Origin of the sequence: Salipiger sp. H15, from assembly GCF_040409955.1 — a bacterium.
Classification (GTDB): domain Bacteria; phylum Pseudomonadota; class Alphaproteobacteria; order Rhodobacterales; family Rhodobacteraceae; genus Salipiger.
In genome coordinates this window covers 1,411,553-1,432,535 of record NZ_CP123385.1, presented here as the reverse complement: position 1 = coordinate 1,432,535, position 20,983 = coordinate 1,411,553, and the positions used below count along the sequence as shown (strand labels likewise).

Sequence of the window (20,983 nt, the reverse complement as noted above, 5' to 3'; positions counted from 1 at the left end):
ATCACCGGTCCAAGCGATCCGCGATTGCCGGAGCGCTGTCCCGCGCCGCCCCCGCCGCGGCGCGGCCCCGGCCCTTGCAGCGCCGCCCCCGCGACCGAAATAAGACGGCAAACGTGCACGTTAACGAGAAGGCCTCCCCATGACCTACAAAGCGATTGCCCTCACCGCCGCGCTCAGCGGCCTTGCAGCCACCGGCGCGCTCGCCGCCGACCTCGGCCCGCTGGTCAGCCCCGCCGAACTCGACACCGCCCTCGCCGCCGAGGACGCCCCGAAGGTGCTCGACATCCGCGGCGACGCCTATGCCGACGGCCACATCGCCGGCGCCGTCTCGGCCCCCTACGGGCTCTTCCGCGGCCCCGACGAGAACCCCGGCGCCACCGTGCCGGTGGACCAGCTCGAGACCACCTACGAAAAGCTCGGCCTCGAGCCCGACGCGCCGGTGGTCATCGTCGCGCAGGGCGACACCGACACCGATTTCGGCGCCGCCGCCCGCGTCTACTGGACGCTGAAGAGCTCGGGCTTCACCGAGCTGTCGATCCTCAACGGCGGCGCGCAGGCCTGGGTCAACACCGGCCTGCCGCTCAGCAAGGACGCGGTGACGCCCGAACCGACCGAGCTCTCGATCAGCTGGAACGACGCCTGGACCGCCGAGACCCCCGAGGTTGCCGACGTGGTCGACGGCGGCCACGAGGCGGTGCTGCTCGACGCCCGCCCGGCGCCCTTCTTCGAGGGCAAGAAGGCCCATGCCGCCGCCGCCAAGCCCGGCACCCTGCCCGGCGCGCAGAGCTACCCCTACACGCAGTTCTTCCAGAGCGGCGCCACCGCCATCGGCCAGATCTCGGACGTGCAGGCGCTGAAGGCCTCGCTCGGCGTGACCGAGGGCGAAGAGATCGTCTCGTTCTGCAACACCGGCCACTGGGCGGCGACCAACTGGTTCGCGCTGAGCGAGATGGCGGGGATCGAGAACGTCAAGCTCTACCCCGGCTCGATGGTCGAATACTCGCAGACCGGCCGTGACATGCAGAACGCGCCGGGTCTCTTCCAGAACCTGCTGAACCAGGTCACCGGGGGCAACTGATGACCGAGGCCGCCACCAACGGCGCGGCAGGGGCCGCGCCCGCAGGGGCCATGGGCAAGCGCGCCGGGTTGATCCTCGGCGCGCTCGTCGTCGTGGCCCTCGTCGCGCTCTTCGCGGGGGCGCGCTACGGCCTCCTGCTGGCCATCGGGCTCGGCTTCGGCATCGCGCTCGAGGGGATGCGCTTCGGCTTCGCCGGGCCGTGGCGGGCGATGATCCTGCGCCGCGAGCCCTCGGGGGTGCTGGCGCAGCTCCTGTCCATCGCGCTGGTCTCGGTGATCGCGATCCCGCTGCTGTCGAGCCACGCCGGGGAACTCGTCGGCGCGCAGGCACCCATCGGCTTTGCCATGGTCGGCGGCGCCTTCGTCTTCGGCGCCTGCATGCAGATCGTGCTCGGCTGCGGCTCGGGCACGCTGGTCAACGCGGGCTCGGGCAACCCGGTGAGCCTGCTCGCCCTGCCCTTCTTCGCGCTCGGCAGCTTTGCCGGGGCGTGGAACCTGATCTGGTGGACCGACCTCGGCGCGTTGCCGATCCTGACGCTGACGGGCGGCGCGGGGCTTGGCGTCACGCTGGTGCTGCTCGCCCTCGCCGCGGCCATCTTCCTGTGGCGCGCCGCGCCCGGCACGGTGAAGCTGAGCCGCCGCCACGCCATCGCCGCCGTCGTGCTGGCCGCGCTCGCCATCGGCAACCTGCTGGTCGCGGGCCAGCCCTGGGGCGTGGTCTACGGTCTCGGCCTCTGGGCCGCCAAGGGCTATGCCGCATTGGGCGGAGACCTCTCGGCCTCGGCCTTCTGGGCGGCGCCGGGCTCGATGGAGCGGGTGCAGTCGAGCGTCCTGACCGACTACACCTCGCTCACCGACATCGGCATCATCCTCGGCGCCTTCGGTGTCGCGGCATGGCGGCGCGGCGCGCTGGCGGCAAGGCTGCCCTCCTACCCGGCCCGCGCCTGGGTCGCGACCATCGTCGCGGGCTTTCTGCTGGGCTATTCCTCGCGCCTCGCCTTCGGCTGCAACGTGGGGGCCTTCTTCTCGGGCATCTCGACCGGCAGCCTGCACGGCTGGGTGTGGTTCGTCGCGGCCTTTGCCGGGGCCTTCCTCGGCATCCGGCTGCGGCCGCTGGTGGGACTGGAGGCGCGGACATGACCCGCGCCGTCACCGCAGCGCTCGCGCTGGCCTTCGTCGCGGCGCTGCTGGTCTTCGACCTCGCGACGTCGGCGCCGAACCCCTACCAGGCCCCGGCCCTGCTGGCCTTCGGGTCGGGCAGCGTCGCCACCGGCGGCTTCTGCGGCGCCCTGCCGAACTGATCATCTGATCTATCCCGCGCCTCGGCCCGCCGCCCCCACACGAGGGAGCGGCGGGCCAGCCGAGTCTCGCAGGGGACTCACCCGGGATCATTAACAAGTGATTGATAAATCGCGTTTTACGGAAAATTTATTCCGGCCCGGGTAGGCTTCCTGCAGGGCTGGTTTCCGTGTGACTGGTGATTTCGTACAGACCCTGACCCCTTGGACCCAATCGTTGGATTTAGCTGCGACCCTTGGGGCGACGATCAATTCTTGTAGATGATTCTGGTTGATCAGACCCGGCAGGACGTCTCGTCCTGCCGGGCATTTCATTGCGTCCCCGCGGGGACAGGGCTCAGAGCCCCTGCCCGCCCGAGAGCTCGACCCGCTGCCCGGTCATCCAGCCCAGCCCGCCCGAGAGCAGCGCCGCGACGCCTGCGCCGATGTCCTCGGCCTCGCCCACGCGGCCGAGCGCGGTCATCTGCGCGATGCGCTGGTTGAGCTGGGCATTGTCACGCACCGCGCCGCCGCCGAAATCCGTGGCGATCGCGCCCGGGGCAAGGCAGTTCACCCGGATCCCGCGCGGCCCCAGCTCCTGCGCCGCGTAGCGCGTCAGCACCTCGAGCGCGCCCTTCATCGAGGCATAGGCGGCATAGCCCGGCAGGGTGAAGCGCGCGAGCCCCGAGGAGACGAAGAGCACGGTTCCGCCCTCGGCAATCCGCGGGGACAGCGCCTGGGTCAGCAGGAAGGGCGTGCGCAGGTGCACGCGGTAGAGCAGGTCGAGCTCCTCGGGCCCGGTCTCGGCAAGGCTGCGGTGCAGGCCGACCCCGGCATTGTTGACGAGGTAATCGAAGCTGTCGCGGCCGAAGGTTGCGCGCAGGGTCTCGCCCAGCCGCGCGGCGAAGTCGGCGATATCCCCGCCGTCGGCGTCGAAGGGCAGCATGGCGGCGCGTTGGCCCATCGCCTCGATCTCGGACACCACCCCGGCGGCGGCATCGGGCGAGCTGTTGTAGGTGCCGATGATCTGGGTTCCGGCGCGGGCGAGGTGCAGCGCGGTGGCGCGGCCGAGGCCGCGGCTCGCGCCGGTGATGACGGCGATCTTGCTGGACATGGACTGTGTCTCCTTGGGTGCGGGGCAGGATGTCCGCCCCTCCGGCCGCAGAGATAGGTTGCGCTTCGCCTTCGATAAATCGCACACTCCCGCATACCCTATCCGGATATTCGAACAATGCACCCGCCCGATCTGAACACGCTCGCGCAGTTCGTCGCCGTCGCGCGGCACCTCAACTTCCGCCGTGCCGCCGCCGAGCTGGCGATCTCGCCCTCGACCCTCAGCGAGCGCATCCGCGAGCTCGAGGCGCGGCTTGGTGTGCGGCTGCTCAACCGCAACACCCGCAGCGTCTCGCTCACCGAGGAGGGCGAGCGGCTGCTCGAACGCACCCGCGACGCGGTCGCCGTGCTGGGCGAGGCCGCGGCGGCGCTCGGGCAGGACCGCGCGGCCGCGCTGAGCGGGCGGATCAGGATCAACGGCCCCGCCCCGGCGATCGAGCTGCGGCTGATGCCGCTGGTGACCTCCTTCCTTGCGCTGCACCCCGGCGTGCGCATCGAGGCGGTCAGCGAGGGCGACCTCGTGGACGTGGTCGAGCGCGGCTTCGACGCCGGGCTGCGCTACGACGAGGCGCTGGCGCAGGACATGGTGGCGGTGCGGCTGGGGCCGGACCAGCGCATGCTGGTCGCCGCCGCCCCGGCGTATCTCGAGCGGCACGGCACGCCGCGCGACCCGGGCGATCTGGCCCACCATGCCTGCATCACCCATGTCTTCGGCACCGGCAACACCCTGCCCTGGTCCTTCGAGAAGGACGGGCGCGCGCTCGACATCCGCCCGCAGGGCCGGCTCGCAGTGAACAGCTCGGCCGCCGCGCTCGTGGCCGCGCGCGCCGGGCACGGGCTCGTCTACGCCTTCGACGAGTACCTTGCCGCGGATCTCGCTTCGGGGCAGCTGGTGCAGGTGCTGGACGACTGGACGCCGCCCTTCCCCGGCCCCTCGCTCTACTTCACCGAGCGCCGGCTGATGCCGCCGGCGCTGCGCGCCTTCGTCGACCACGTGAAGGCGCAGGCGCGGCTCGGCGCCTCCGGCGCGGACGCGCGGTGAGGCGCAGGCAAGGCTTGTGCCCGCGGCCCGATGCACTATCTTTGGAGGGCCCGCCCCCTACCGATTGGACCCGCCATGAAAAGCCTTGCAGTCGTCGCCGTGCTTGCCGCGATGCTGGTCGTCGTGGGTCTTGCCGCCACCGGCCGCGCGCGGACGCCGAAGCCTGACCAGACCACCGCGACCCCCGCGCCCGAGACCGAGGGCGAGACCTATGCGATGAGCATCGGCCGCCCGGTCGAGCTGACGCAGGGCGAGCGGCAGCAGTTCCGCACGCTGGTGCCGGGGATCGACCCCGCGACGGTGCCGCCCGAGATGGTCGGCAAGGTCCGCGCGATCCTCTACGGCAAGGGCAACGACGCCGAGAAACGCAGCCGGATCGAGAGCCTGCTGGGCTGATCGCGGCCCCGGTCGCTGCCCCTGTCAGATGTCGATCGCGGCGATCTCCTCGCCGACATGCGCGCCGAGCCTCTCGGCGATCTTCGGCCCCGCGGCGCGGAACAGGGGCTCGTCCACCGACATGGTCTGGCTGAACTGGCGCAGCGTGGCGTCGGACTGACCGAAGCGGAAGAACAGCACCTGCGTCACCGAGCGGCTGGCGTCGAGATCGAAGCCGACGAGCCGCACCACCGGCACGCCCTGCTCGACGCTGGCGGTGCTGATCTGGAACTGGTTGGCATTGGCGCGCTGGCTGCGGCGCTGGAAGAGCGTGATCCACGGCGTCTGCCGGTCCATGTTGTCGAGCCCCTTCAGCACCGCGATCACGCTTGCCGCCGCGGCCGCGCCGGGGCCGAGCACCAGCGCCAGCACCGAGAGGATCTCCTTGTGCACCTCGGCCGAGCCGCCGGCGACGACGCGCATCGAGCGGTCGGCGCTCTCGGCCGTCCAGCCGACCTTGCCCAGCGTCGCCACGTAGGTGTCGTACCATTGCGCGCCGGTGCCGCCGGACTCGATCGCCTTGGTCGCGGCGAGCTGCGCCAGCAGGAAGGCATCGGCGATGAACCTGCGCAGGTCCGCCGGCACGCTTTCGGCAAAGCCCGCGATCTGAGAGCCGATGGCGACGGACTGCTCGCCCGCCGCGCCGAAGTCGGGGGGGTTCATGTCGCTCTCGGCGGCCTCGAAACCGCCCGGCGGGCCGGGGATCTCGACGCTCTCGACGAAGGCCAGCGCCTCGGCAACGGGATCGGTCATCGGCGGTCCACCTTTCTCTCCGGGGGGCACGCGGTCACTTGCCCAGCTCCTCGAACAGCGCCCCGGCATCGAGCACGCCATAGCCCGCCCCGACGTGGTGATGCAGCGGCGAGCCGCGCACCGTGCGGATCAGCGCGGTCTGGTACTGCACCGCGTTGAGCGGCGGCAGCCCGAGCTTGCGGCGGCGCGACATCACCAGAGCGATCGCCCCGGTCACGTGCGGCGCGGCCATGCTGGTGCCACTCATGGCGACGGTCTCGTCATGCGCCGCCCCGCCCGACTGGGCCGAGCGGATCTCGAAGCCGGGCGCGCAGAGCTCGGGCTTGTGCCGGCCGTCGCGGGTGAGCCCCCAGGACGAGCTGTCGTTGAGCCGCGCCGGGATGGCCGAGTTGCAGGCCCCCACCGCGATCACCGTGCGCGCGGTGCCGGGCACCGAGAGGGTCATCTCGGGATCATGGGTCTGGAACCGGATGGCGCGCTCCTGCGTGCGCTCGACCCAGATATGCACCTCGCAGGCGGCGCTGAGCATCTCGCGGCCGTGCATCTCGAGCGTCCAGTCGCCGGTCAGGATCGGGTCGGGCCGGGCGCGGATCGAGATCACCAGCCGGTGCGCGCCGTTGTCTGGATGCATCTGCTTGAGCTGCAGCAGGCAGAGGTTGCCGCCGAGCGGCACCTCGCGTTCGGGCGCCTCGAAATTGACCCACTCGGAGGTCTCGCCGCCGGGGGTGGTCAGGCGAAAGGCGACGTCGTCCATCCCGTCGATCCAGGCCTCGAAGTAATCCGCGTCGCGCGGCCGGGCGGAGCTGGTCCATTGCAGCTCGGCCAGCAGCCCCTGTGCCACCGCGACCCGCGCATGGCCCGCGTGGCCCCGCTCGTTGCCGGCGGATTTCACGATCACGCAATCAGGGTCGCGCCCGCCGCCGGTGATCGCGTCGAAGGCCGCCTCGAGCGTGGTCGAGCCGTCATGCGCCCCGGCGTTCATCCCGAGGCTGACGTTGATCGCGATGGGCATGGGCGGCGCGAGCACGCTGGTTCCGCCCTGCGCCACCCGGCGCAGGAAGACCAGCGCGTCGACGTGGCTCATCGAGTAGCCGACGCTGGGCGGCTCGCCCGCGCCCTGGGTGATGCCCGCGACGACGCAGAGGATCGGCGCCTCGGGCGCCATGCCGTCCGCCATCGCGCCGACCGCCCGCCCCGCCGCGATGCCCGCCACGTGCGTGCCGTGCCCGTCAAGGTCGCGCAGGCGGTCTGGCACGTCCTTCCGGTCCGGCCCCTGCGCCTCGTGCGCGGCGATCATCGCGTCGATGTCGGCGGCGAGGTAGAGCCTGCCGTGGTCCTGGGTGAAGGCCGGGTCGACCGCGACGGGGGCCGGGCCCTCGGGGCTGCGCTGGTCCCAGATCGCGAGGATCCGGGTGCTGCCATCGGGCTTGCGGAAGGCGCGGTGCAGGATGTCGACGCCGGTGTCGATGAGCCCGACCAGCGCCCCGTCGCCGCGCTCGTCGATCGGCGGGCGGTGGATGTTCTCGGCCCCGACGAAGGGCACCGAGGTGTCGAGATCCTCGATCCCCGCCTCGCGGCTGACCTCGATGGCGACCACGTCCGGATCGGCGCGCAGCGCCTCGATGTCGGAGGCGGTGGCGAGCGCCGTCGCGAACTGGCCGAAGCGCGACGGCACCGGCATCCCGGCGGGCGGCACCCAGGCCTCGCTGCGCAGGCGGATCACCACCGGCTGGCGCGGCGCCCGCGGCGGCGCAGCCCCCTGCGGCACGGCGCCGTCCCCCTCGACCTCGAGATCGCTCTCGAAACCGCTCTCGAGCCCGCCCTCGGTGTCGTCGGCGCGGTGGCGCAGCAGGTTGCGCGCGCCGTCGTCGAAAGTGTCGTCCTCGGCCTCGGTCGCCATGGCCTGCACGCGCATGAGCTGCAGGTAGGCGTCGATGCGATGCGCCGAGGTGCCGGGGATCAGCCCCTCGATGGCGACGTCCGCGCCGGTCGCCGAGCTGCCCTCGAGCCCTTCGAATTCCCGGTCCATCCCCGGCGGGGTGGCGAGCTTGACCGCCTGCGCGGTGCGCTCGATGGCCTCCTGCTCGGCGGGGCTCACCGGGGGCGGATCGTCGCTCGCCTCGGCCGCGGCGACACCCTCGGGGCCGCCCGGCGCGTGCTCGGCCTCCGCCTCGAGCGCGCCGGCGAAGTTGAAATGCAGCAGCCGTCCGGTGTGGTGATAGAAGATCGGGATGCGCGCGACGATGTCGTCATCGTTGACCACCCGCACGTAGGAGCGGCCGAAGGTCGTGCGCATGAAGGCCGCCGCCCCGTCCGACAGCATCCGCGGCTGGCCGAAGGTGACCACGCCCGCGGGCCGCCGCGCCCGGAAATGCGCCGCCGCCACCACCGCGATCGCGCCGCCGAGGCTGTGGCCGGTGAACCAGAGCGTGCGGTTTCCCGCCTCCGCGACGGCCCGCTCCACCAGCGGCGCCACCACCGCGTAGGCGTTGAGAAAGCCGCTGTGCACCGCCGCGCCGAAGGCGGCGGAGGGCGCGGGCGGGATGTTGAGGTTGCTGAGCCAGTCGTTGAGCCCCTGCGTTCCGCGAAAGGCCACCACCGCCGCATGCGGCCCCATGGCCAGCAGCCCCTCGGTGTGGCCCTTGCGGAAGACCCGCCCGTCGACATGCCAGACCTGCCCGAGCACGCGGCTCGTCTCGGCGGTCGACTCGTAGGAGAGCTTGCAGGCGGAGCAGAGCGCGAAGGCCGCCTTCCAGGTGAACTCGCCCGGCGCGACCCATTCATCCTTGAACTGCATGGACCCCACCCTCGCTGTCCGGGGCGCGTGGCCCCGCGGTGGAACTTGCACGCCCCGTGCCGGGGAGCGCGGCGCGGCGGGCTGGCGTGGAACCGCCGGAAATGACCTTGGGCTGACCGAGCTGTGGATGGCGCATGGCCGACCTCCCCGGAGCAAATATCTTCAATCGAATGGCCCGATCATAGCACCAAATCGCCCCGCAAAGAAGCGAGCCGCGTCGCGAGACACACGCAAGGCGGGTATTCCGGAAAGCCGCGCCGCTCCCGCGCCCGTGCCCGCCGGGGCGGGAGTTGTGAATTGACAGCCCTCGTCCGACCGGGCTACCTGCGCAGGGAGTTGGCGGCGCGCGCCGTCCTAACCCACCCACAGCACCCACCTTTCATGGCAGGCAGCTCCCAGATCAGGACTCGATCCTTGAGCAACCTTGCCTATTCCCTGCCCTCCGCCGGGGCCTGCCTCGGCCTTTCGCTGCGTCTCGGCGCCCATGACGGCGTGATTGCCGAGGCGCGCTCCGACACGCTTGCCGGTTTCGCCGCGCGCGGGACGGCCTTTGCCGAGCGCGTCTTCGGCGCCTTTCCGTTCTCCCGCGAACTGCCCGGCTGGCTCTACGCGCTGCGGCCAGGCCCCTCGCCCGCCGCCACACCCGCCGCGCGCGGCGGCGAGGCCCGACCCCTAGCACTCCAGCGCCTGCCGTCGCAGGAACACTACGCCCGTGCCGTCGCGGCGACCGCCGCGCAGGTGGCAGACCCGAAACAGCCGCTGCGCAAGGCGGTGCTGGCGCGCGCGCTCGACCTGCGCACCGACCGCGCGCTCGATCCCTTCGCCGTGGCCGAGCGGCTCGGCAGTGACCCTCACGTGACCGCCTATTGCCTGCCCCTGCCCGGCACCGGCCCTGCCGCGCGCTGGCTGGTCGGCGCCACCCCCGAGCTGCTGCTGCGCAAGACCGGCGCCGAGATCCGCTCGCACCCGCTGGCCGGGTCGGCCCGGCGCAGCGAGGACGCGGCGGAGGACGGGCGCGCCCGGGCGGCGCTGGTCGGCTCGGAGAAGGACAATGTCGAGCATCGCGTGGTGGTCGAGTACATCCACGACATCCTTGCGCCGCATTGCGCGCAGCTGAGCGTGCCCGAGCGGCCGCAGCTCGACCGGACCGCGAGCATGTGGCACCTCGGGACCTGCATCCGCGGCACGCTGCGCGATGCGGACACGCCCTGCCTCGCACTGCTGGCGGCGCTGCATCCCACCCCCGCCGTGGCCGGCGCGCCGCTGCCCGAGGCGCTGCGCGCGATCGCCGCCGCCGAACCCTTCGAGCGCGACTTCTACGCCGGCACGCTCGGCTGGACGGATGCGGCGAATGACGGCGAATGGCACGTCACGCTGCGCTGCGCGATGATCGAGGGGCGCGCCGCGCGGCTCTTCGCCGGGGCGGGGATCGTCGCGGCCTCGGTCCCCGAGGACGAGGTCGCCGAGACCCGCGCCAAGTTCATCGCCATGCGCCGCGCGCTCGGCATCGCCGAGACGCTCTGAGCCCACCCTTCCCCACGACGGACGAGACGACCCGATGGCCCTGCCGAAAATCCCCGACTACCCGCTGCCCACCGCCACCGAGCTGCCGCTGCCGCGCGCGCCCTTCACGCTGGCCCCGGCGCGCGCCGCGCTCCTGGTGCATGACATGCAGCGCTATTTCTGCGCCGCCTATGGCGCAGATGGCCTCGAGCGCGCGGGCAGCCCCATCGCCGCCGCCGCGGCCAATATCGCAAGGCTCCTCGCCGCCGCCCGCCGCGCCGGGGTGCCGGTCTTCTACACCGCGCAGAAGGGCAACCAGTTCCGCCCCGACCGCGGGCTGCAGGCCGATCTCTGGGGGCCCGGCATGTCGGCGATCCCCGAGCACGAGGAGATCCTGCCGGCGCTGGCGCCCGCCCCGGGGGACATCACGCTGGTCAAGCACCGCTACAGCGCCTTCCAGCGCTCGAACCTTGCCGAGCTGATGCGCGCGCGCGGCCGCGACCAGCTGATCATCACCGGCATCTACGCCCATATCGGCTGCCTCGCCACGGCGGCCGAGGCGTTCCAGCGCGACATCCAGCCCTTCTTCGTGGCCGATGCGCTGGCCGATTTCAGCCGCGCGCAGCACGACATGGCGCTGAGCTGGGTGGCCGCCTGCAGCGGCGTGCCGATGAGCACGAACGCGGTGGCCGCGGAGCTTGCCGCGGCCGCGCGGGGCTGAGGCCGGAAGCCACGCCTAGCGGGTGAGGTAGTAGCCGGTCTTCACCTCGGCGAAGGTCAGCGCCCCGCCGAGGCGGGCGTTGATCTCTGCCTTCTCGGCCTCGCTCCAGCCGACGCAGAGCACCAGCTCGACCGGCGAGAGCAGGATGCCGTCCATCATCCGGGCGACGTGCTCCTTCACGTGCGGGCTGGCGAAATGCGCCTCGAGCGCCGCCACCCCGTCGAAGATCTCGAGCCAGCGGTAGGTCACGCGGTCCGGCGCCTCGGCGACGCGGGTGAGCGCGTGGACCAGCATGCCGGGCTCGGTCTCCTTCACCTTGTCGTCGATCGCCTTGGCGGCGGTCTCGTAATCGGCGCAGCGCGAGGGATCGACGTGCTCGAAGGCCTCGAGGACGATCAGCGCGGCAATGGTGTCGGTGGTCATGGCGGGCTCCCTCGGGATCAGCGGATGGCCGCGCCGGTGTCGGCGCGGAAGAAATGCAGCTTGGCGGGATCGAGCTGGACGGTCACCCGGTCGCCCGGACGGGTCGGCGTTCCGGCCTCGGCCTGCCCGGTGAACTTGGTCTCGCCCGCCTGCCCGATCAGCAGCGTGTGCGGGCCGAGCGGCTCGACGTCGAGCACCTCGACCGAGATCGGGATGCCGGTGCCCGCCTCGCGGGTGTGCTCGGGCCGGATGCCAAGCACGCAGGCCTGACCCTCGAGCGGCGCCAGCGCCGCGACGCGGTCCTCGGGGATGGCGAAGTCGAGCCCCCCCTGCCCGAGAAAGCGCAGGCTGCCGCCGGTCCCCTCGAGCCGCCCCTCGAGCATATTCATGCTGGGCGCGCCGATGAAGCCCGCGACGAAGCGGTTGGCGGGGCGCTCGTAGAGGGTGATCGGATCGGCCGCCTGCTCGACCACGCCGTCGCGCAGCACCACCACGCGGTCGGCCATGGTCATCGCCTCGACCTGGTCGTGGGTGACGTAGACCATCGTGGTCTTCAGCCGCCGGTGCAGCTGCTTGATCTCGACCCGCATCTCGACCCGCAGCTTGGCATCGAGGTTCGAGAGCGGCTCGTCGAACAGGAACACGTCGGGATCGCGCACGATGGCACGGCCGATGGCGACGCGCTGGCGCTGCCCGCCCGACAGGGCGGCGGGCTTGCGGTCGAGGTAGTCGGTGAGGTTGAGGATGCGGGCGGCGTTCTCGACGGCGCCCTGCGCCTCGGCCCTCGGCACGCCGCGCACCTTCATGCCGTAGCCGATGTTGTCGCGCACGCTCATGTGCGGGTAGAGCGCGTAGCTCTGGAAGACCATGGCGCAGTTGCGCAGGCCGGGACGCAGCCGGGTGACCTCGCGCTCGCCGATCGCCACCACGCCGTCGGTCACCGTCTCGAGCCCGGCGATCATGCGCAGCGTGGTGGACTTGCCGCAGCCCGAGGGCCCGACGAGCACGACGAATTCGCCGTCCTCGATCTCGAGGTCCATGGGCGGGATCACCTCCAGCAGACCGTAGGATTTCGTCACGCCTTTCAGCGAAATCTTTGCCATTGCGGATGTCTCTTCGTTCCAAGCGCGGATGCGGGACGGCCCCGGGGGCCGCCCCGCCTGCGGTTACATCTGGGGCAGGCCCATCGAGGCGCGGTAGGCGGCCAGCTGGGTGTCGCGGCCGAACTGGTCGGTCAGGTCGTTCCAGCCCTTGGCGACGGTGTCGAGCGCCTCCTGCGGGGTGACCTCTCCGGCCAGCGCGCGGCTGAGCTCGATCTCGAGGATCTCGGTGTAGGAGAAGTAGCCCGGCAGGCGCATGTCGAGCGCCACGTTGTCCGCCGTCACCGCGTCACGCTGCGCGCCGAGGTATTCGGTCGCCTCGCGCTCGGAGAAGAGCTTGGACCAGCGCTCCATGTTGGTGGTGTGCGAGATGCGGTAGGGGTTCACGCCCGTGCCGCCGGTCACCGCCGCGATGCCCGAGACCTCGGGGCTGGTCAGGTGCGAGATGAAGTCCCAGGCCGCTTCCTGCTTCTTCGATGAGGCGGGAACCGCCGCCTGCCAGCCGCCGAAGGCCATGAACGAGGTGTCGACGGGGGCGTCGAACGTGTCCCATTCCTTGGTCTTGTAGTTGTAGACCTCGGTCGAGGAGGGCAGCACGGCCGAGCCGACCTTGCCCGCGACGGTGGACTGCGCCGGGTCGGCGGCGATCACGCCGGTGTCGCCCCAGCCGATCGACTGCGCCACCTGCCCGCCGGCAAAGGCCGCGTTGACCTCGCCGAACGAGAAGTTGAGCGCCGAGGGCGGCGCCAGCTTCGAGGCGCGGATGTATTCCTCGAGGCCGCGCACCCAGGCGGGGTTGTTGACCTGCGCGTCCATCGTCTCGGGGTCGAAGAACATGGCACCGGGCAGGTCCGGGTGGCTGGCATAGGCCGCCACGTGGCTGAACAGGAACCAGAACTGCTGGCCACCGCGGCGGAAGGCCTCGGCCGTGCCGTAGACGCCGTCGACGTTGTTCTGGAAGAACTCGGCGATGTCGAGATACTCCTTCCAGGTTTTCGGCACCGCGAGATCGTAGCCGTAGGCGGCCTTGAAGGCCTCCTTGTTGGCCGGGTCCTCGAAGAGGTCGATGCGATAGGTGTAGGTGTGCACGTCGCCGTCCATGGTCTGCGACAGCACCTTGCCGTTCCACACCATCAGCGACTCGCGGTAGACCGGCGCGATGTCCTCCCAGGCCTCGCCCTCCTGGTACTTGGCCGGCATCTCGGTCAGGAACGGCGTGAAGTCCGGCGCCCAGGCCGGGGCGAAGGCGATCACGTCGAAGGCGTCATCGCCGGCGGCGAGCGTGGTGACGATCTTGGGGTAGAGCTCGGACCAGGGGAATTCCACCACCTTGACCGTGCCGCAGGTCTTCTCCTTCCAGGACTCGGCGGCCTGGGTCAGGGCCGAGGCGATGTAGGGCCCGGTCTGCGTGGTCGCGGTGATCTCGACCCCGGTGAAATCCGGCGAGCAGGCCAGCGCCGCCCCGGCCGAGAGCGCCACAGCGCCCACGGAGAGTTTCAGTGATTTCAGCATTATAGTTCCTCCCTTTATGCGGCCCCTCCTCCAGGGCCTTTGAAAAAACCTATTTCACGGCGCCGCTCAGCAGGCCCGAGCGCATCAGCCGCCCCAAGAGCCCCGCCACGATCACCATGGGCACGATCGCCACCAGCGCGGCGGCGGAGATCGCCCACCACTCGTCGCCGCGCTGGCTGTTCTGCCCGGCGATCAGCACCGGCAGGGTCTGCCACTCGGAATTGGTCAGGAAGAGCGCGAACAGGAACTCGTTCCAAGTGAAGGCAAGCGTGATGACGAAGGTGGCGATCAGCCCGGGCCGGCACATGGGCAGCACGATGCCGAAGAAGATCCGCCACTGCGGCACGTTGTCGACCATCGCCGCCTCCTCGACCTCGAGCGGCAGGGCCGAGATGAAGTCGCGCATCAGCCAGACCACGATCGGCAGCGAGAAGGCGATGTAGGCCAGCGTCAGCCCGAGGTAGGTGTCGGTCAGTTTGAAGCCCAGCTTGCCCATCTCGGAGTAGAGCAGGAACAGCGCGAAGGCGACGACGATGGGCGGGAACAGGCGCTGGCTGACGAACCAGAAGACGATGTCGTCATTGGTCATCACCTTGCCCGGCAGCCTGAAGCGGTTCACGAAGACCGCAAGCGCCAGCGCCACGCAGAAGGCGAGGATCGAGGCGGTCGCCGGCGGCAGGCCCGCGACGTTGCGGCCGAGCAGGAAGCCCCCCATCGCGACCACGAAGAAGATGATCCCCGAGGCCATGCGCACCCGGAACGGGAAGCGCACCAGCGCGTAGGCCGCCATCGCCCCGAGCAGCGTCGCGAAGACCGAGGACGAGACCGAGACGATCGCCGAGGACCAGAAGTTCGCGTAGAACTCGCCACGGATGCCCGAGAAGAGCTCGCGCCAGGCCTTCAGCGTCGGATCGAAGTCGACGAACGGCAGGTAGGTCGGCCCGCCCACCACGTCGGGCGGGGTCTTCAGCGAGGTGATCGCCACCCAGTAGAGCGGGAAGATGGTGAAGGCGAACCACGCGCAGCAGGCGGCGAAGGCCAGCCAGCGGCGCGAGCCGGTCAGGTCGCGGACGCTCATCTGTACTTCTCCAGGTAGGGCTTCAGCAGGGCGAGGTAGACGAGGCTGAGGATCAGCACCACCGCAAGGAAGAGGAAGCTCAGCGCCGAGGTGTAGCCGAGGTTGAACTTCTTGAACCCCTCCTGGTAGGCGAAGAGCGTCAACGTCTCGGTCGCGACGCCCGGGCCGCCGCCGGTCATCACGAAGACCGTGTCGATGATCTTGAAGCTCTCGACGATGCGGATGAAGATCACCGCCGCCGAGATCGGCAGCATCATCGGGAAGGTGATCCCCCAGAACTGCTGCCAGGGCGAGGCGTTCTCGAGCTCCGCCGCCTCGTAGACGTCATCGGGCAGCCCCTGCAGGCCGGCGAGCAGCAGCAGGATGACGAAGGGCGTCCATTGCCAGATCTCGACCGCGATAAGCGATCCCAGCGCCCAGTGCGCATCGGTGAGATAGGGCAGGTTCGGAAAGCCGAGGAAGCTGGCAAGCTGGTTGAGCGGGCCCATGGTCGGGTTGAGGATCTGCCGTGCCACCAGCGCCACGGCGACCGGGGCGACGAGCATGGGCATGAGGAACGTCACGCGGAAGAACTCGACCCCCTTCACCCGCTTGGCGAGCGCCAACGCGATGCCGAAGCCGATGACGAACTGCAACGCGACCGAGGTGAAGGCGATGATCGCCGTGGTCTTCACCGTGTGCCAGAAGCGCGGATTGCCCAGCAGTTCGGTGTAGTTGTCGAGCCCGACGAAGCGCGCGGGCATCGGCGGCACCAGCCGCAGCGACATGAAGCTGTTGGCCAGAGAGAAGATCAGCGGGAAGATCGCGATGGCCAGCACCACCAGGAACGCCGGCCAGAGGAACAGGTGCTTGACCGGATCGTCGCGCGTCATGCGGCGGCTCCCTGCCGCAGGAGCGCGTCGATCTCGGCGCGGTCGGGCATGGCCGGGGCGGTGCCGCGGCGGGTGACCGCGATGCCGGCGGTGGCGCAACCGAAGCGCACCGCCTCCTCGACGCCGCAGCCCTCGGCCAGCGCCGCCGCGAAGCCGCCGATGAAGGCGTCGCCCGCCCCCGCCGTGTCGATCACCGGCGCATTGGTGACAGCGGGGATGCGTCTGCTGATCTCGGGCGAATGGATGTAGACGCCGCGCTCGCCGAGCGTGATGAGCGCGGTCCTGACGCCGCGCGACAGGAAGTCCTCGCCGGCGCGGCGCGCGTCCTCGTCGCTCACGATGTCGAAGCCGACGATCGCCGCCGCCTCGCTCTCGTTCGGCACGAAATAGTCGCTGAGGCCGAAGCACTCGGGGTCGAAGGGGTTGGCGGGCGCCGGGTTGAACACCGTGGTCACCCCTGCCGCGCGCGCCATCCTCAGCGCCGCCAGCGCCGCCTCGGCGGGCTGCTCGAGCTGGGTGACGAAGACCGCCGCGCCTTCGATCACCTCGCGCTGCGCCTCGACGTCAGAGGCCGAGATGGTTCCCGCCGCGCCGGGATAGACGATGATCGCGTTCTCGCCGGTCTCGTCGTTGACGAAGATGAAGGCCGCGCCCGAGGGCATGTCGGACATGACCTCGACCTTCGGCGTCACGCCCGATTGCGCGTAGATCTCCAGCGCCATCTTGCCGAACGGGTCATCCCCGATCTTCGAGATGAAGCAGACCTCGGCCCCCGCGCGCCCGGCGGCGACGGCCTGGTTCGAGCCCTTGCCCCCCGGCCCGAGCGAAAAGCCCGTGCCCTGGAGCGTCTCGCCGATCCTCGGCATGCGGCCCGCCAGGTAGGCGGTATCGGCCACGTAGATACCGAGGATCGCGATCCCCTTGCCTTGTCCCATTCTGTCCTCCTCCCGCGCGGCCCCCTCCCAAGGGCCACGTCTTGTTATCTATTCTCCGTAAGGCACCCAGATGTTCTTGAGCTGGGTGGCCTGACGCAGGAACAGCTCTCCCTCGGCGGCGGGCGATGCCCAATCCCAGGCGCGGCCGTAGTCGGTGAAGACGCGCTTGAGGTTGCCGGTCGAGAGCCGCTCGACCGTTTCCGACAGCGCGGCCGAGCCGAAGGCCCAGACCGTGTCCACGTCATTGTGCTTTGCCAGTTCCGCCCCCAGCGCCTCGGCCGGGCCGGTGACGATGTTGAGCACACCGCCCGGCAGGTCCGAGGTTTCCACCACCTGGTAGAAATCGGTCGCCGAAAGCGGATGCGCCTCGGAGGCGACGGCCACCACGCGGTTGCCGGTGGCGATGAGCGGCGCGACGGTCGAGACGAAGCCGAGAAGCGGCGCCTCGGTCGGGCAGATCACCCCGGCGACGCCGATCGACTCGGGCACGGCCAGCGCCAGCCCGCGCATCGGCGGCATGTGCACCGTACCCTCGACCTTGTCGGCCCAGGCGCCGTAGCTGAAGAAGCGCGCCACCGAGGCCGCGACCTCGGCCCGGGCCCTGTCGGCCTTGACCCCGGTCATCGCCTGGATGCGATCGGCGAATTCCCCGGCGCGGGCCGAGAGGTTCTCGCCCATGTAGTAGAGGATCTGCGCGCGGTTGTGCTGGGTCTTGGAGCCCCAGCTGGCCGCGCCCCGCGCCGCCTCGACGGCGTTGCGGATGTCCTTGCGGTTGCCGATGCCGACCTCGCCCAGCACCTCGCCCTTGGCGCCGATCACCGGGGCGGCATGGCCGCCGTCGGGCCGCGCCTGCTTGCCGCCGATGAAGAACTTGGCGGTGCGGTCCACCGGGTCGAGCGCGAAGCCCTTGGCTTTCGCGGGGGCCACGGCCTTGCGCTCGGGCGCCTTGGCGAAAGCCGCGGGCTTGAGATAGTCGAAGCACCCCTCGCGGCCGCCCTCGCGGCCGAAGCCGCTTTCCTTGACGCCGCCGAAGCCGACACCCGCGTCGAGCACGTTGGTGCAGTTCACCCAGACGACACCGGCCTGCACCTTCGCGGCGAGGTCGAGCGCAAGGTTGACGTTCTCGCTCCAGATGCTGGCGGCAAGGCCGTAGCGCGTGTGGTTGGCAAGCTGCACCGCCTCGTCGGGCGTGCGGAAGGTCATCGACACGGCGACCGGGCCGAAGATCTCGTCGGTCGCCGCCTCGCAGGTGGCGGGCACGTTGCAGAGCAGCGTCGGCGGGTAGAAGCTGCCCGCATTGGGCGCCTCCATGCCGGCCTGCACCAGCTCGGCCCCGGCGGCGACGGCGCGGTCCACGATCCCGGCGATCCGGTCGCGCGCGCCGGTGTCGATCACCGCCCCCATGTCGATGGTCTTGTCGAGCGAGGCGCCGATGCGCAGCGTCTGCATCCGCGCCGCAAGGCGGGCGTGGAAGTCCTGCGCCACGCCTTCCTGCACCAGCAGGCGCGAGCCCGCGCAGCAGACCTGACCCTGGTTGAACCAGATCGCATCGACCACGCCCTCGACCGCCGCGTCGAGATCGGCATCGGCGCAGACGATGAAGGGCGACTTGCCGCCCAGCTCCAGCGTCAGCGACTTGCCCGAGCCCGCCGTGGCCTCGCGAATCCTGCGGCCAACCTCGGTCGAGCCGGTGAAGGCCACCTTGTCGACGCCGTCATGCGCCGCGAGCAGCGCGCCGGTGGCACCGTCGCCGGTGACGATGTTGAGCACGCCCTCGGGCAGGCCTGCAGCCTGCGCCAGCTCGGCGAAGAGCAGCGCGGTCAGCGGCGTCTGCTCGGCGGGCTTCAGCACCACGGTGTTGCCGAGCGCCAGCGCCGGCGCGACCTTCCAGGCCAGCATCAGGAAGGGGAAGTTCCACGGGATCACCTGGCCGATGACGCCCACCGGGTCGTAGCCGGGGAACTGGCTTTCCTGCAGCTGCGCCCAGCCCGCGTGGTGGTAGAAGTGGCGCGCCGCCAGCGGGATGTCGATGTCGCGGGTCTCGCGGATCGGCTTGCCGTTGTCGAGCGCCTCGACCACCGACAGGATCCGCGCGTGGCGCTGGATGATCCGCGCCAGCGCGTAGAGTTTCAGCGCGCGCTCGTGGCCGGGCAGCGCCGCCCAGCCCTTCTGCGCCTTGCGCGCCGCGCGCACCGCCGCGTCGATGTCGGCCGCCCCGCCCTGCGAGACCTGCGCGAGGCGTTTGCCGGTGGCGGGCTCGAGGGTCTCGAACCCCTCGGCGGGCGCGGTGAAGCTCCCGTCGATGAAATGGCCGAACCGGCCCTCATGCGCCTCCAGCCACTGGCGGGCGCTCTTGTCGTCCTCAAGGCTCGGTGCGTAATCCATGCTGTCGAAATAGCTCGCTACGGTCATCTGCCTTATCCGATCGGGTGGCGGTGCGCGGCGCTGTAGGCGCCGGTCACGCGGTGTTCGAGTTGCCGCTCGATGTCGCCGAGCAGCGACGAGGCGCCGATGCGGAAGAGATCGGGCTGCAGCCAGTCGTGGCCCAGCTCTTCCTTCATCAGGGCGAAGTAGGTCAGCACGTCCTTGGCCTTCGACACGCCGCCGGCGGGCTTGTAGCCGATCTTGATGCCGGTCATCTCGCGGTAGTGGCGGATCGCCCGGACCATGGTCAGCGACACGGGCAGCGTGGCGTTGACGCCTTCCTTGCCGGTCGAGGTCTTGATGAAATCCGCCCCCGCCATCATGCACACGTAGCTGGCCTTGGCGACGTTGCGCAGGGTCTTCAGGTCGCCGGTCGCGAGGATCGCCTTCACATGCGCCTCGCCGCAGGCGGCGCGGTAGTCGCGCATTTCGTCGTAAAGCGCCTGCCAGTTGCCGGTCAGCACGTGCTCGCGGGTGATGACGATGTCGATCTCCTCAGCGCCGTCCTTCACCGAGGCCTCGATCTCCGCGAGCTTGGTCGCATGCGGCGAGAGGCCGGCGGGAAAGCCGGTCGAGACGGCGGCGACGGGAATCCCGGTGCCCTGCAGGGCATCCACGGCGGCGGCGACGAAACGGTGATAGACGCAGACCGCGCCGGTGGTGATGCGCCGGTCGCCCATCCCCAGCGCCTCGAGCAGGTCGCGGCGCACCGGCTGCGCGGCCTTGGCGCAAAGCCGGCGCACGCGGCCCTCGGTGTCGTCGCCGTTCAGTGTGGTCAGGTCGATGCAGGTCACCGCCTTCAGCAGCCAGGCGCTCTGCGCGTCGCCCTTGACCGCGCGGCGGCCGGGCAGCGCGGCGGCGCGGCGCTCGGAGGCGGAGCTATTCACCTGCACCGCGTTGATCGCGGAGAGATCCAGCGGCATGCCGGGGTTGCGCTCGTGAGACGCGGCGGCCTTGTGCCCCGTCATGTCGATCGGCGCGGCTGTGTCGCCCATGAAAACGCCCTCATCCTGAAAGTCTCCGCGGGCGCGGCGGTGCCCCTGCGGTGCCGCAGTAATGACTCCCCGATGTTTCGATTGCAACTCTTTTTGTTATTTTGTAAACATTCGTCATCGAGGAGTTCCCACACGTGACCAGCGACGACCCCCGCGGAAAGCCCTCCAGCAAGAAGGAAGCCCGCCTTCAGCAGCTGCAAGATGCTGTGTTGAAAAGCGGATCCCTGCACATCCGCGATGCCGCGGAATTGCTGGACGTGTCCGAGATGACGATCCGGCGCGACATGCGGGAGTCTCCCGAAACCTTCCAGTTTCTTGGGGGTCACATCGTCCTGTCGCAGGACTCCCTGCGCCGCGCGCCCTACGAGCTGGCGCAGGCCGCCGAGATGAACGAGGCCGCCAAGCGCGCCGCCTGCGCCGCCTGCATCCCGCTGCTGCAGCCCAAGGACACGCTCTTCGTCGATTGCGGCACCACCTTGCCCCACCTTGTGGCCATGGTGCCGAATGACATGGAACTGACAGTAATATGTTACGCCCTGAACATTGCCGACATGGCGGTGCGCAAGCCGAACATCAAGCTGGTCATGCTGGGCGGCGTCTACCACGCGCCCACCGCCTCGTTCTACCCGGCGGGCGAGGACATCACGCTCGACCTCTACGCGATCAACTGGGCCTTCCTGTCGGCGGCGGGGGTCGACGCGCGGCTCGGCGCAACCTGCACCACCTTCCGCGAGGCGGCGCTGAAGCGCGCGGCCATGGCCCGCGCCCAGCAGAGCGTGCTGGTCGTCGACCGCTCGAAGTTCGGACAGGTGAAGCCCGCCAGCTTCGGTCCGCTGTCGCAGTTCGACCTCGTTGCCACCGAGGACGGGCTGAGCCCGCCGTCGCGGCTCGCCCCCGCGCCGCAAGGCGCGCCGGCCTGAGGTCTG

19 protein-coding genes are annotated in these 20,983 nt (G+C 70.5%); 8 read left to right on the top strand and 11 right to left on the bottom strand.

Features of this window, described 5'->3' with window-relative positions:
* Positions 1 to 139: 139 nt before the first annotated feature.
* From PVT71_RS21030 to PVT71_RS21020, 3 genes are read left to right on the top strand one after another with little or no spacing between them, the layout of a single operon-like run.
* Positions 140 to 1,078, top strand: a complete 939-nt coding sequence (locus tag PVT71_RS21030; RefSeq protein WP_353474431.1) for a rhodanese-like domain-containing protein — start codon at positions 140 to 142, stop codon at positions 1,076 to 1,078.
* On the top strand, positions 1,078 to 2,217 hold the full coding sequence (locus tag PVT71_RS21025) for a YeeE/YedE family protein (protein WP_353474430.1): 1,140 nt from the start codon (positions 1,078 to 1,080) through the stop codon (positions 2,215 to 2,217). The genes PVT71_RS21030 and PVT71_RS21025 overlap by 1 nt, the downstream gene beginning before the upstream one ends.
* Positions 2,214 to 2,378: a hypothetical protein gene (locus tag PVT71_RS21020; protein WP_353474429.1), complete on the top strand. Its 165-nt coding sequence runs from the start codon at positions 2,214 to 2,216 to the stop codon at positions 2,376 to 2,378. Before PVT71_RS21025 ends, PVT71_RS21020 begins: the two co-directional genes overlap by 4 nt.
* A 334-nt stretch (positions 2,379 to 2,712) precedes the next feature.
* On the opposite strand, the gene PVT71_RS21015 is transcribed toward PVT71_RS21020, so the two are convergent.
* The gene (locus tag PVT71_RS21015) at positions 2,713 to 3,468 is read right to left on the bottom strand and encodes an SDR family oxidoreductase (protein ID WP_353474428.1); all 756 of its coding nucleotides are present in this window, start codon (positions 3,466 to 3,468) and stop codon (positions 2,713 to 2,715) included.
* Positions 3,469 to 3,585: 117 nt separating this feature from the next.
* Here PVT71_RS21015 and PVT71_RS21010 point away from each other — a divergent pair, with 117 nt between their 5' ends.
* Entirely contained in the window at positions 3,586 to 4,509 is a 924-nt protein-coding gene (locus PVT71_RS21010; RefSeq protein ID WP_353474427.1) for a LysR substrate-binding domain-containing protein, read from the top strand.
* A 75-nt stretch (positions 4,510 to 4,584) separates the two neighbouring features.
* Positions 4,585 to 4,905, top strand: a complete 321-nt coding sequence (locus PVT71_RS21005) for a hypothetical protein (RefSeq protein ID WP_353474426.1) — start codon at positions 4,585 to 4,587, stop codon at positions 4,903 to 4,905.
* Between the two features lie 24 nt (positions 4,906 to 4,929).
* Here PVT71_RS21005 and PVT71_RS21000 read toward each other — a convergent pair whose 3' ends face one another.
* A complete protein-coding gene (locus PVT71_RS21000) occupies positions 4,930 to 5,697 on the bottom strand; it encodes a hypothetical protein (protein WP_353474425.1) in 768 nt (255 codons plus the stop codon).
* Between the two features lie 34 nt (positions 5,698 to 5,731).
* On the bottom strand, positions 5,732 to 8,494 hold the full coding sequence (locus tag PVT71_RS20995) for a S8 family serine peptidase (protein WP_353474424.1): 2,763 nt from the start codon (positions 8,492 to 8,494) through the stop codon (positions 5,732 to 5,734).
* Positions 8,495 to 8,908: 414 nt separating this feature from the next.
* Between PVT71_RS20995 and PVT71_RS20990 the strand changes: the two genes are divergently transcribed.
* Both PVT71_RS20990 and PVT71_RS20985 read left to right on the top strand, forming a co-directional pair.
* Positions 8,909 to 10,018, top strand: a complete 1,110-nt coding sequence (locus PVT71_RS20990) for an isochorismate synthase (protein WP_353474423.1) — start codon at positions 8,909 to 8,911, stop codon at positions 10,016 to 10,018.
* A gap of 34 nt (positions 10,019 to 10,052) precedes the next feature.
* Positions 10,053 to 10,718, top strand: a complete 666-nt coding sequence (locus PVT71_RS20985; RefSeq protein ID WP_353474422.1) for an isochorismatase family protein — start codon at positions 10,053 to 10,055, stop codon at positions 10,716 to 10,718.
* A 15-nt stretch (positions 10,719 to 10,733) separates the two neighbouring features.
* On the opposite strand, the gene PVT71_RS20980 is transcribed toward PVT71_RS20985, so the two are convergent.
* The 8 genes from PVT71_RS20980 to deoC all read right to left on the bottom strand — a co-directional run bounded on the left by PVT71_RS20980 (position 10,734) and on the right by deoC (position 20,057).
* Positions 10,734 to 11,141 carry an antibiotic biosynthesis monooxygenase gene (locus PVT71_RS20980; protein ID WP_353474421.1) on the bottom strand — a complete coding sequence of 136 codons (408 nt, stop codon included), beginning with the start codon at positions 11,139 to 11,141 and terminating at the stop codon, positions 10,734 to 10,736.
* A 17-nt stretch (positions 11,142 to 11,158) separates the two neighbouring features.
* Complete coding sequence (ugpC, locus tag PVT71_RS20975; protein ID WP_353474420.1) at positions 11,159 to 12,244, bottom strand: sn-glycerol-3-phosphate ABC transporter ATP-binding protein UgpC; 1,086 nt, start codon at positions 12,242 to 12,244, stop codon at positions 11,159 to 11,161.
* Positions 12,245 to 12,307: 63 nt separating this feature from the next.
* Positions 12,308 to 13,753: an extracellular solute-binding protein gene (locus PVT71_RS20970; protein WP_353474419.1), complete on the bottom strand. Its 1,446-nt coding sequence runs from the start codon at positions 13,751 to 13,753 to the stop codon at positions 12,308 to 12,310.
* 49 nt (positions 13,754 to 13,802) lie between these two features.
* Positions 13,803 to 14,831: a carbohydrate ABC transporter permease gene (locus PVT71_RS20965; RefSeq protein WP_353474418.1), complete on the bottom strand. Its 1,029-nt coding sequence runs from the start codon at positions 14,829 to 14,831 to the stop codon at positions 13,803 to 13,805.
* Complete coding sequence (locus PVT71_RS20960; RefSeq protein ID WP_353474417.1) at positions 14,828 to 15,703, bottom strand: sugar ABC transporter permease; 876 nt, start codon at positions 15,701 to 15,703, stop codon at positions 14,828 to 14,830. The genes PVT71_RS20965 and PVT71_RS20960 overlap by 4 nt, the downstream gene beginning before the upstream one ends.
* Complete coding sequence (locus PVT71_RS20955; protein WP_353474416.1) at positions 15,700 to 16,638, bottom strand: ribokinase; 939 nt, start codon at positions 16,636 to 16,638, stop codon at positions 15,700 to 15,702. Before PVT71_RS20955 ends, PVT71_RS20960 begins: the two co-directional genes overlap by 4 nt.
* A 48-nt stretch (positions 16,639 to 16,686) precedes the next feature.
* On the bottom strand, positions 16,687 to 19,050 hold the full coding sequence (locus PVT71_RS20950; protein ID WP_353474415.1) for an aldehyde dehydrogenase family protein: 2,364 nt from the start codon (positions 19,048 to 19,050) through the stop codon (positions 16,687 to 16,689).
* Between the two features lie 5 nt (positions 19,051 to 19,055).
* Positions 19,056 to 20,057: a deoxyribose-phosphate aldolase gene (gene deoC / locus PVT71_RS20945; protein ID WP_353474414.1), complete on the bottom strand. Its 1,002-nt coding sequence runs from the start codon at positions 20,055 to 20,057 to the stop codon at positions 19,056 to 19,058.
* Between the two features lie 134 nt (positions 20,058 to 20,191).
* Between deoC and PVT71_RS20940 the strand changes: the two genes are divergently transcribed.
* Positions 20,192 to 20,977 (top strand): DeoR family transcriptional regulator, encoded by a 786-nt coding sequence (locus PVT71_RS20940; RefSeq protein ID WP_353474413.1) that lies wholly within the window; start codon positions 20,192 to 20,194, stop codon positions 20,975 to 20,977.
* The last annotated feature ends 6 nt before the right edge of the window (positions 20,978 to 20,983 follow it).

Bases quoted from the DNA above. Each gene is read 5' to 3' on its own strand.
- PVT71_RS21030 (WP_353474431.1), top strand. From the start codon at position 140: ATGACCTACAAAGCGATTGCCCTCACCGCCGCGCTCAGCGGCCTTGCA.
- PVT71_RS21025 (WP_353474430.1), top strand. From the start codon at position 1,078: ATGACCGAGGCCGCCACCAACGGCGCGGCAGGGGCCGCGCCCGCAGGG.
- PVT71_RS21020 (WP_353474429.1), top strand. From the start codon at position 2,214: ATGACCCGCGCCGTCACCGCAGCGCTCGCGCTGGCCTTCGTCGCGGCG.
- PVT71_RS21015 (WP_353474428.1), bottom strand. From the start codon at position 3,468: ATGTCCAGCAAGATCGCCGTCATCACCGGCGCGAGCCGCGGCCTCGGC.
- PVT71_RS21010 (WP_353474427.1), top strand. From the start codon at position 3,586: ATGCACCCGCCCGATCTGAACACGCTCGCGCAGTTCGTCGCCGTCGCG.
- PVT71_RS21005 (WP_353474426.1), top strand. From the start codon at position 4,585: ATGAAAAGCCTTGCAGTCGTCGCCGTGCTTGCCGCGATGCTGGTCGTC.
- PVT71_RS21000 (WP_353474425.1), bottom strand. From the start codon at position 5,697: ATGACCGATCCCGTTGCCGAGGCGCTGGCCTTCGTCGAGAGCGTCGAG.
- PVT71_RS20995 (WP_353474424.1), bottom strand. From the start codon at position 8,494: ATGCAGTTCAAGGATGAATGGGTCGCGCCGGGCGAGTTCACCTGGAAG.
- PVT71_RS20985 (WP_353474422.1), top strand. From the start codon at position 10,053: ATGGCCCTGCCGAAAATCCCCGACTACCCGCTGCCCACCGCCACCGAG.
- PVT71_RS20980 (WP_353474421.1), bottom strand. From the start codon at position 11,141: ATGACCACCGACACCATTGCCGCGCTGATCGTCCTCGAGGCCTTCGAG.
- ugpC (WP_353474420.1), bottom strand. From the start codon at position 12,244: ATGGCAAAGATTTCGCTGAAAGGCGTGACGAAATCCTACGGTCTGCTG.
- PVT71_RS20970 (WP_353474419.1), bottom strand. From the start codon at position 13,753: ATGCTGAAATCACTGAAACTCTCCGTGGGCGCTGTGGCGCTCTCGGCC.
- PVT71_RS20965 (WP_353474418.1), bottom strand. From the start codon at position 14,831: ATGAGCGTCCGCGACCTGACCGGCTCGCGCCGCTGGCTGGCCTTCGCC.
- PVT71_RS20960 (WP_353474417.1), bottom strand. From the start codon at position 15,703: ATGACGCGCGACGATCCGGTCAAGCACCTGTTCCTCTGGCCGGCGTTC.
- PVT71_RS20955 (WP_353474416.1), bottom strand. From the start codon at position 16,638: ATGGGACAAGGCAAGGGGATCGCGATCCTCGGTATCTACGTGGCCGAT.
- PVT71_RS20950 (WP_353474415.1), bottom strand. From the start codon at position 19,050: ATGACCGTAGCGAGCTATTTCGACAGCATGGATTACGCACCGAGCCTT.
- deoC (WP_353474414.1), bottom strand. From the start codon at position 20,057: ATGGGCGACACAGCCGCGCCGATCGACATGACGGGGCACAAGGCCGCC.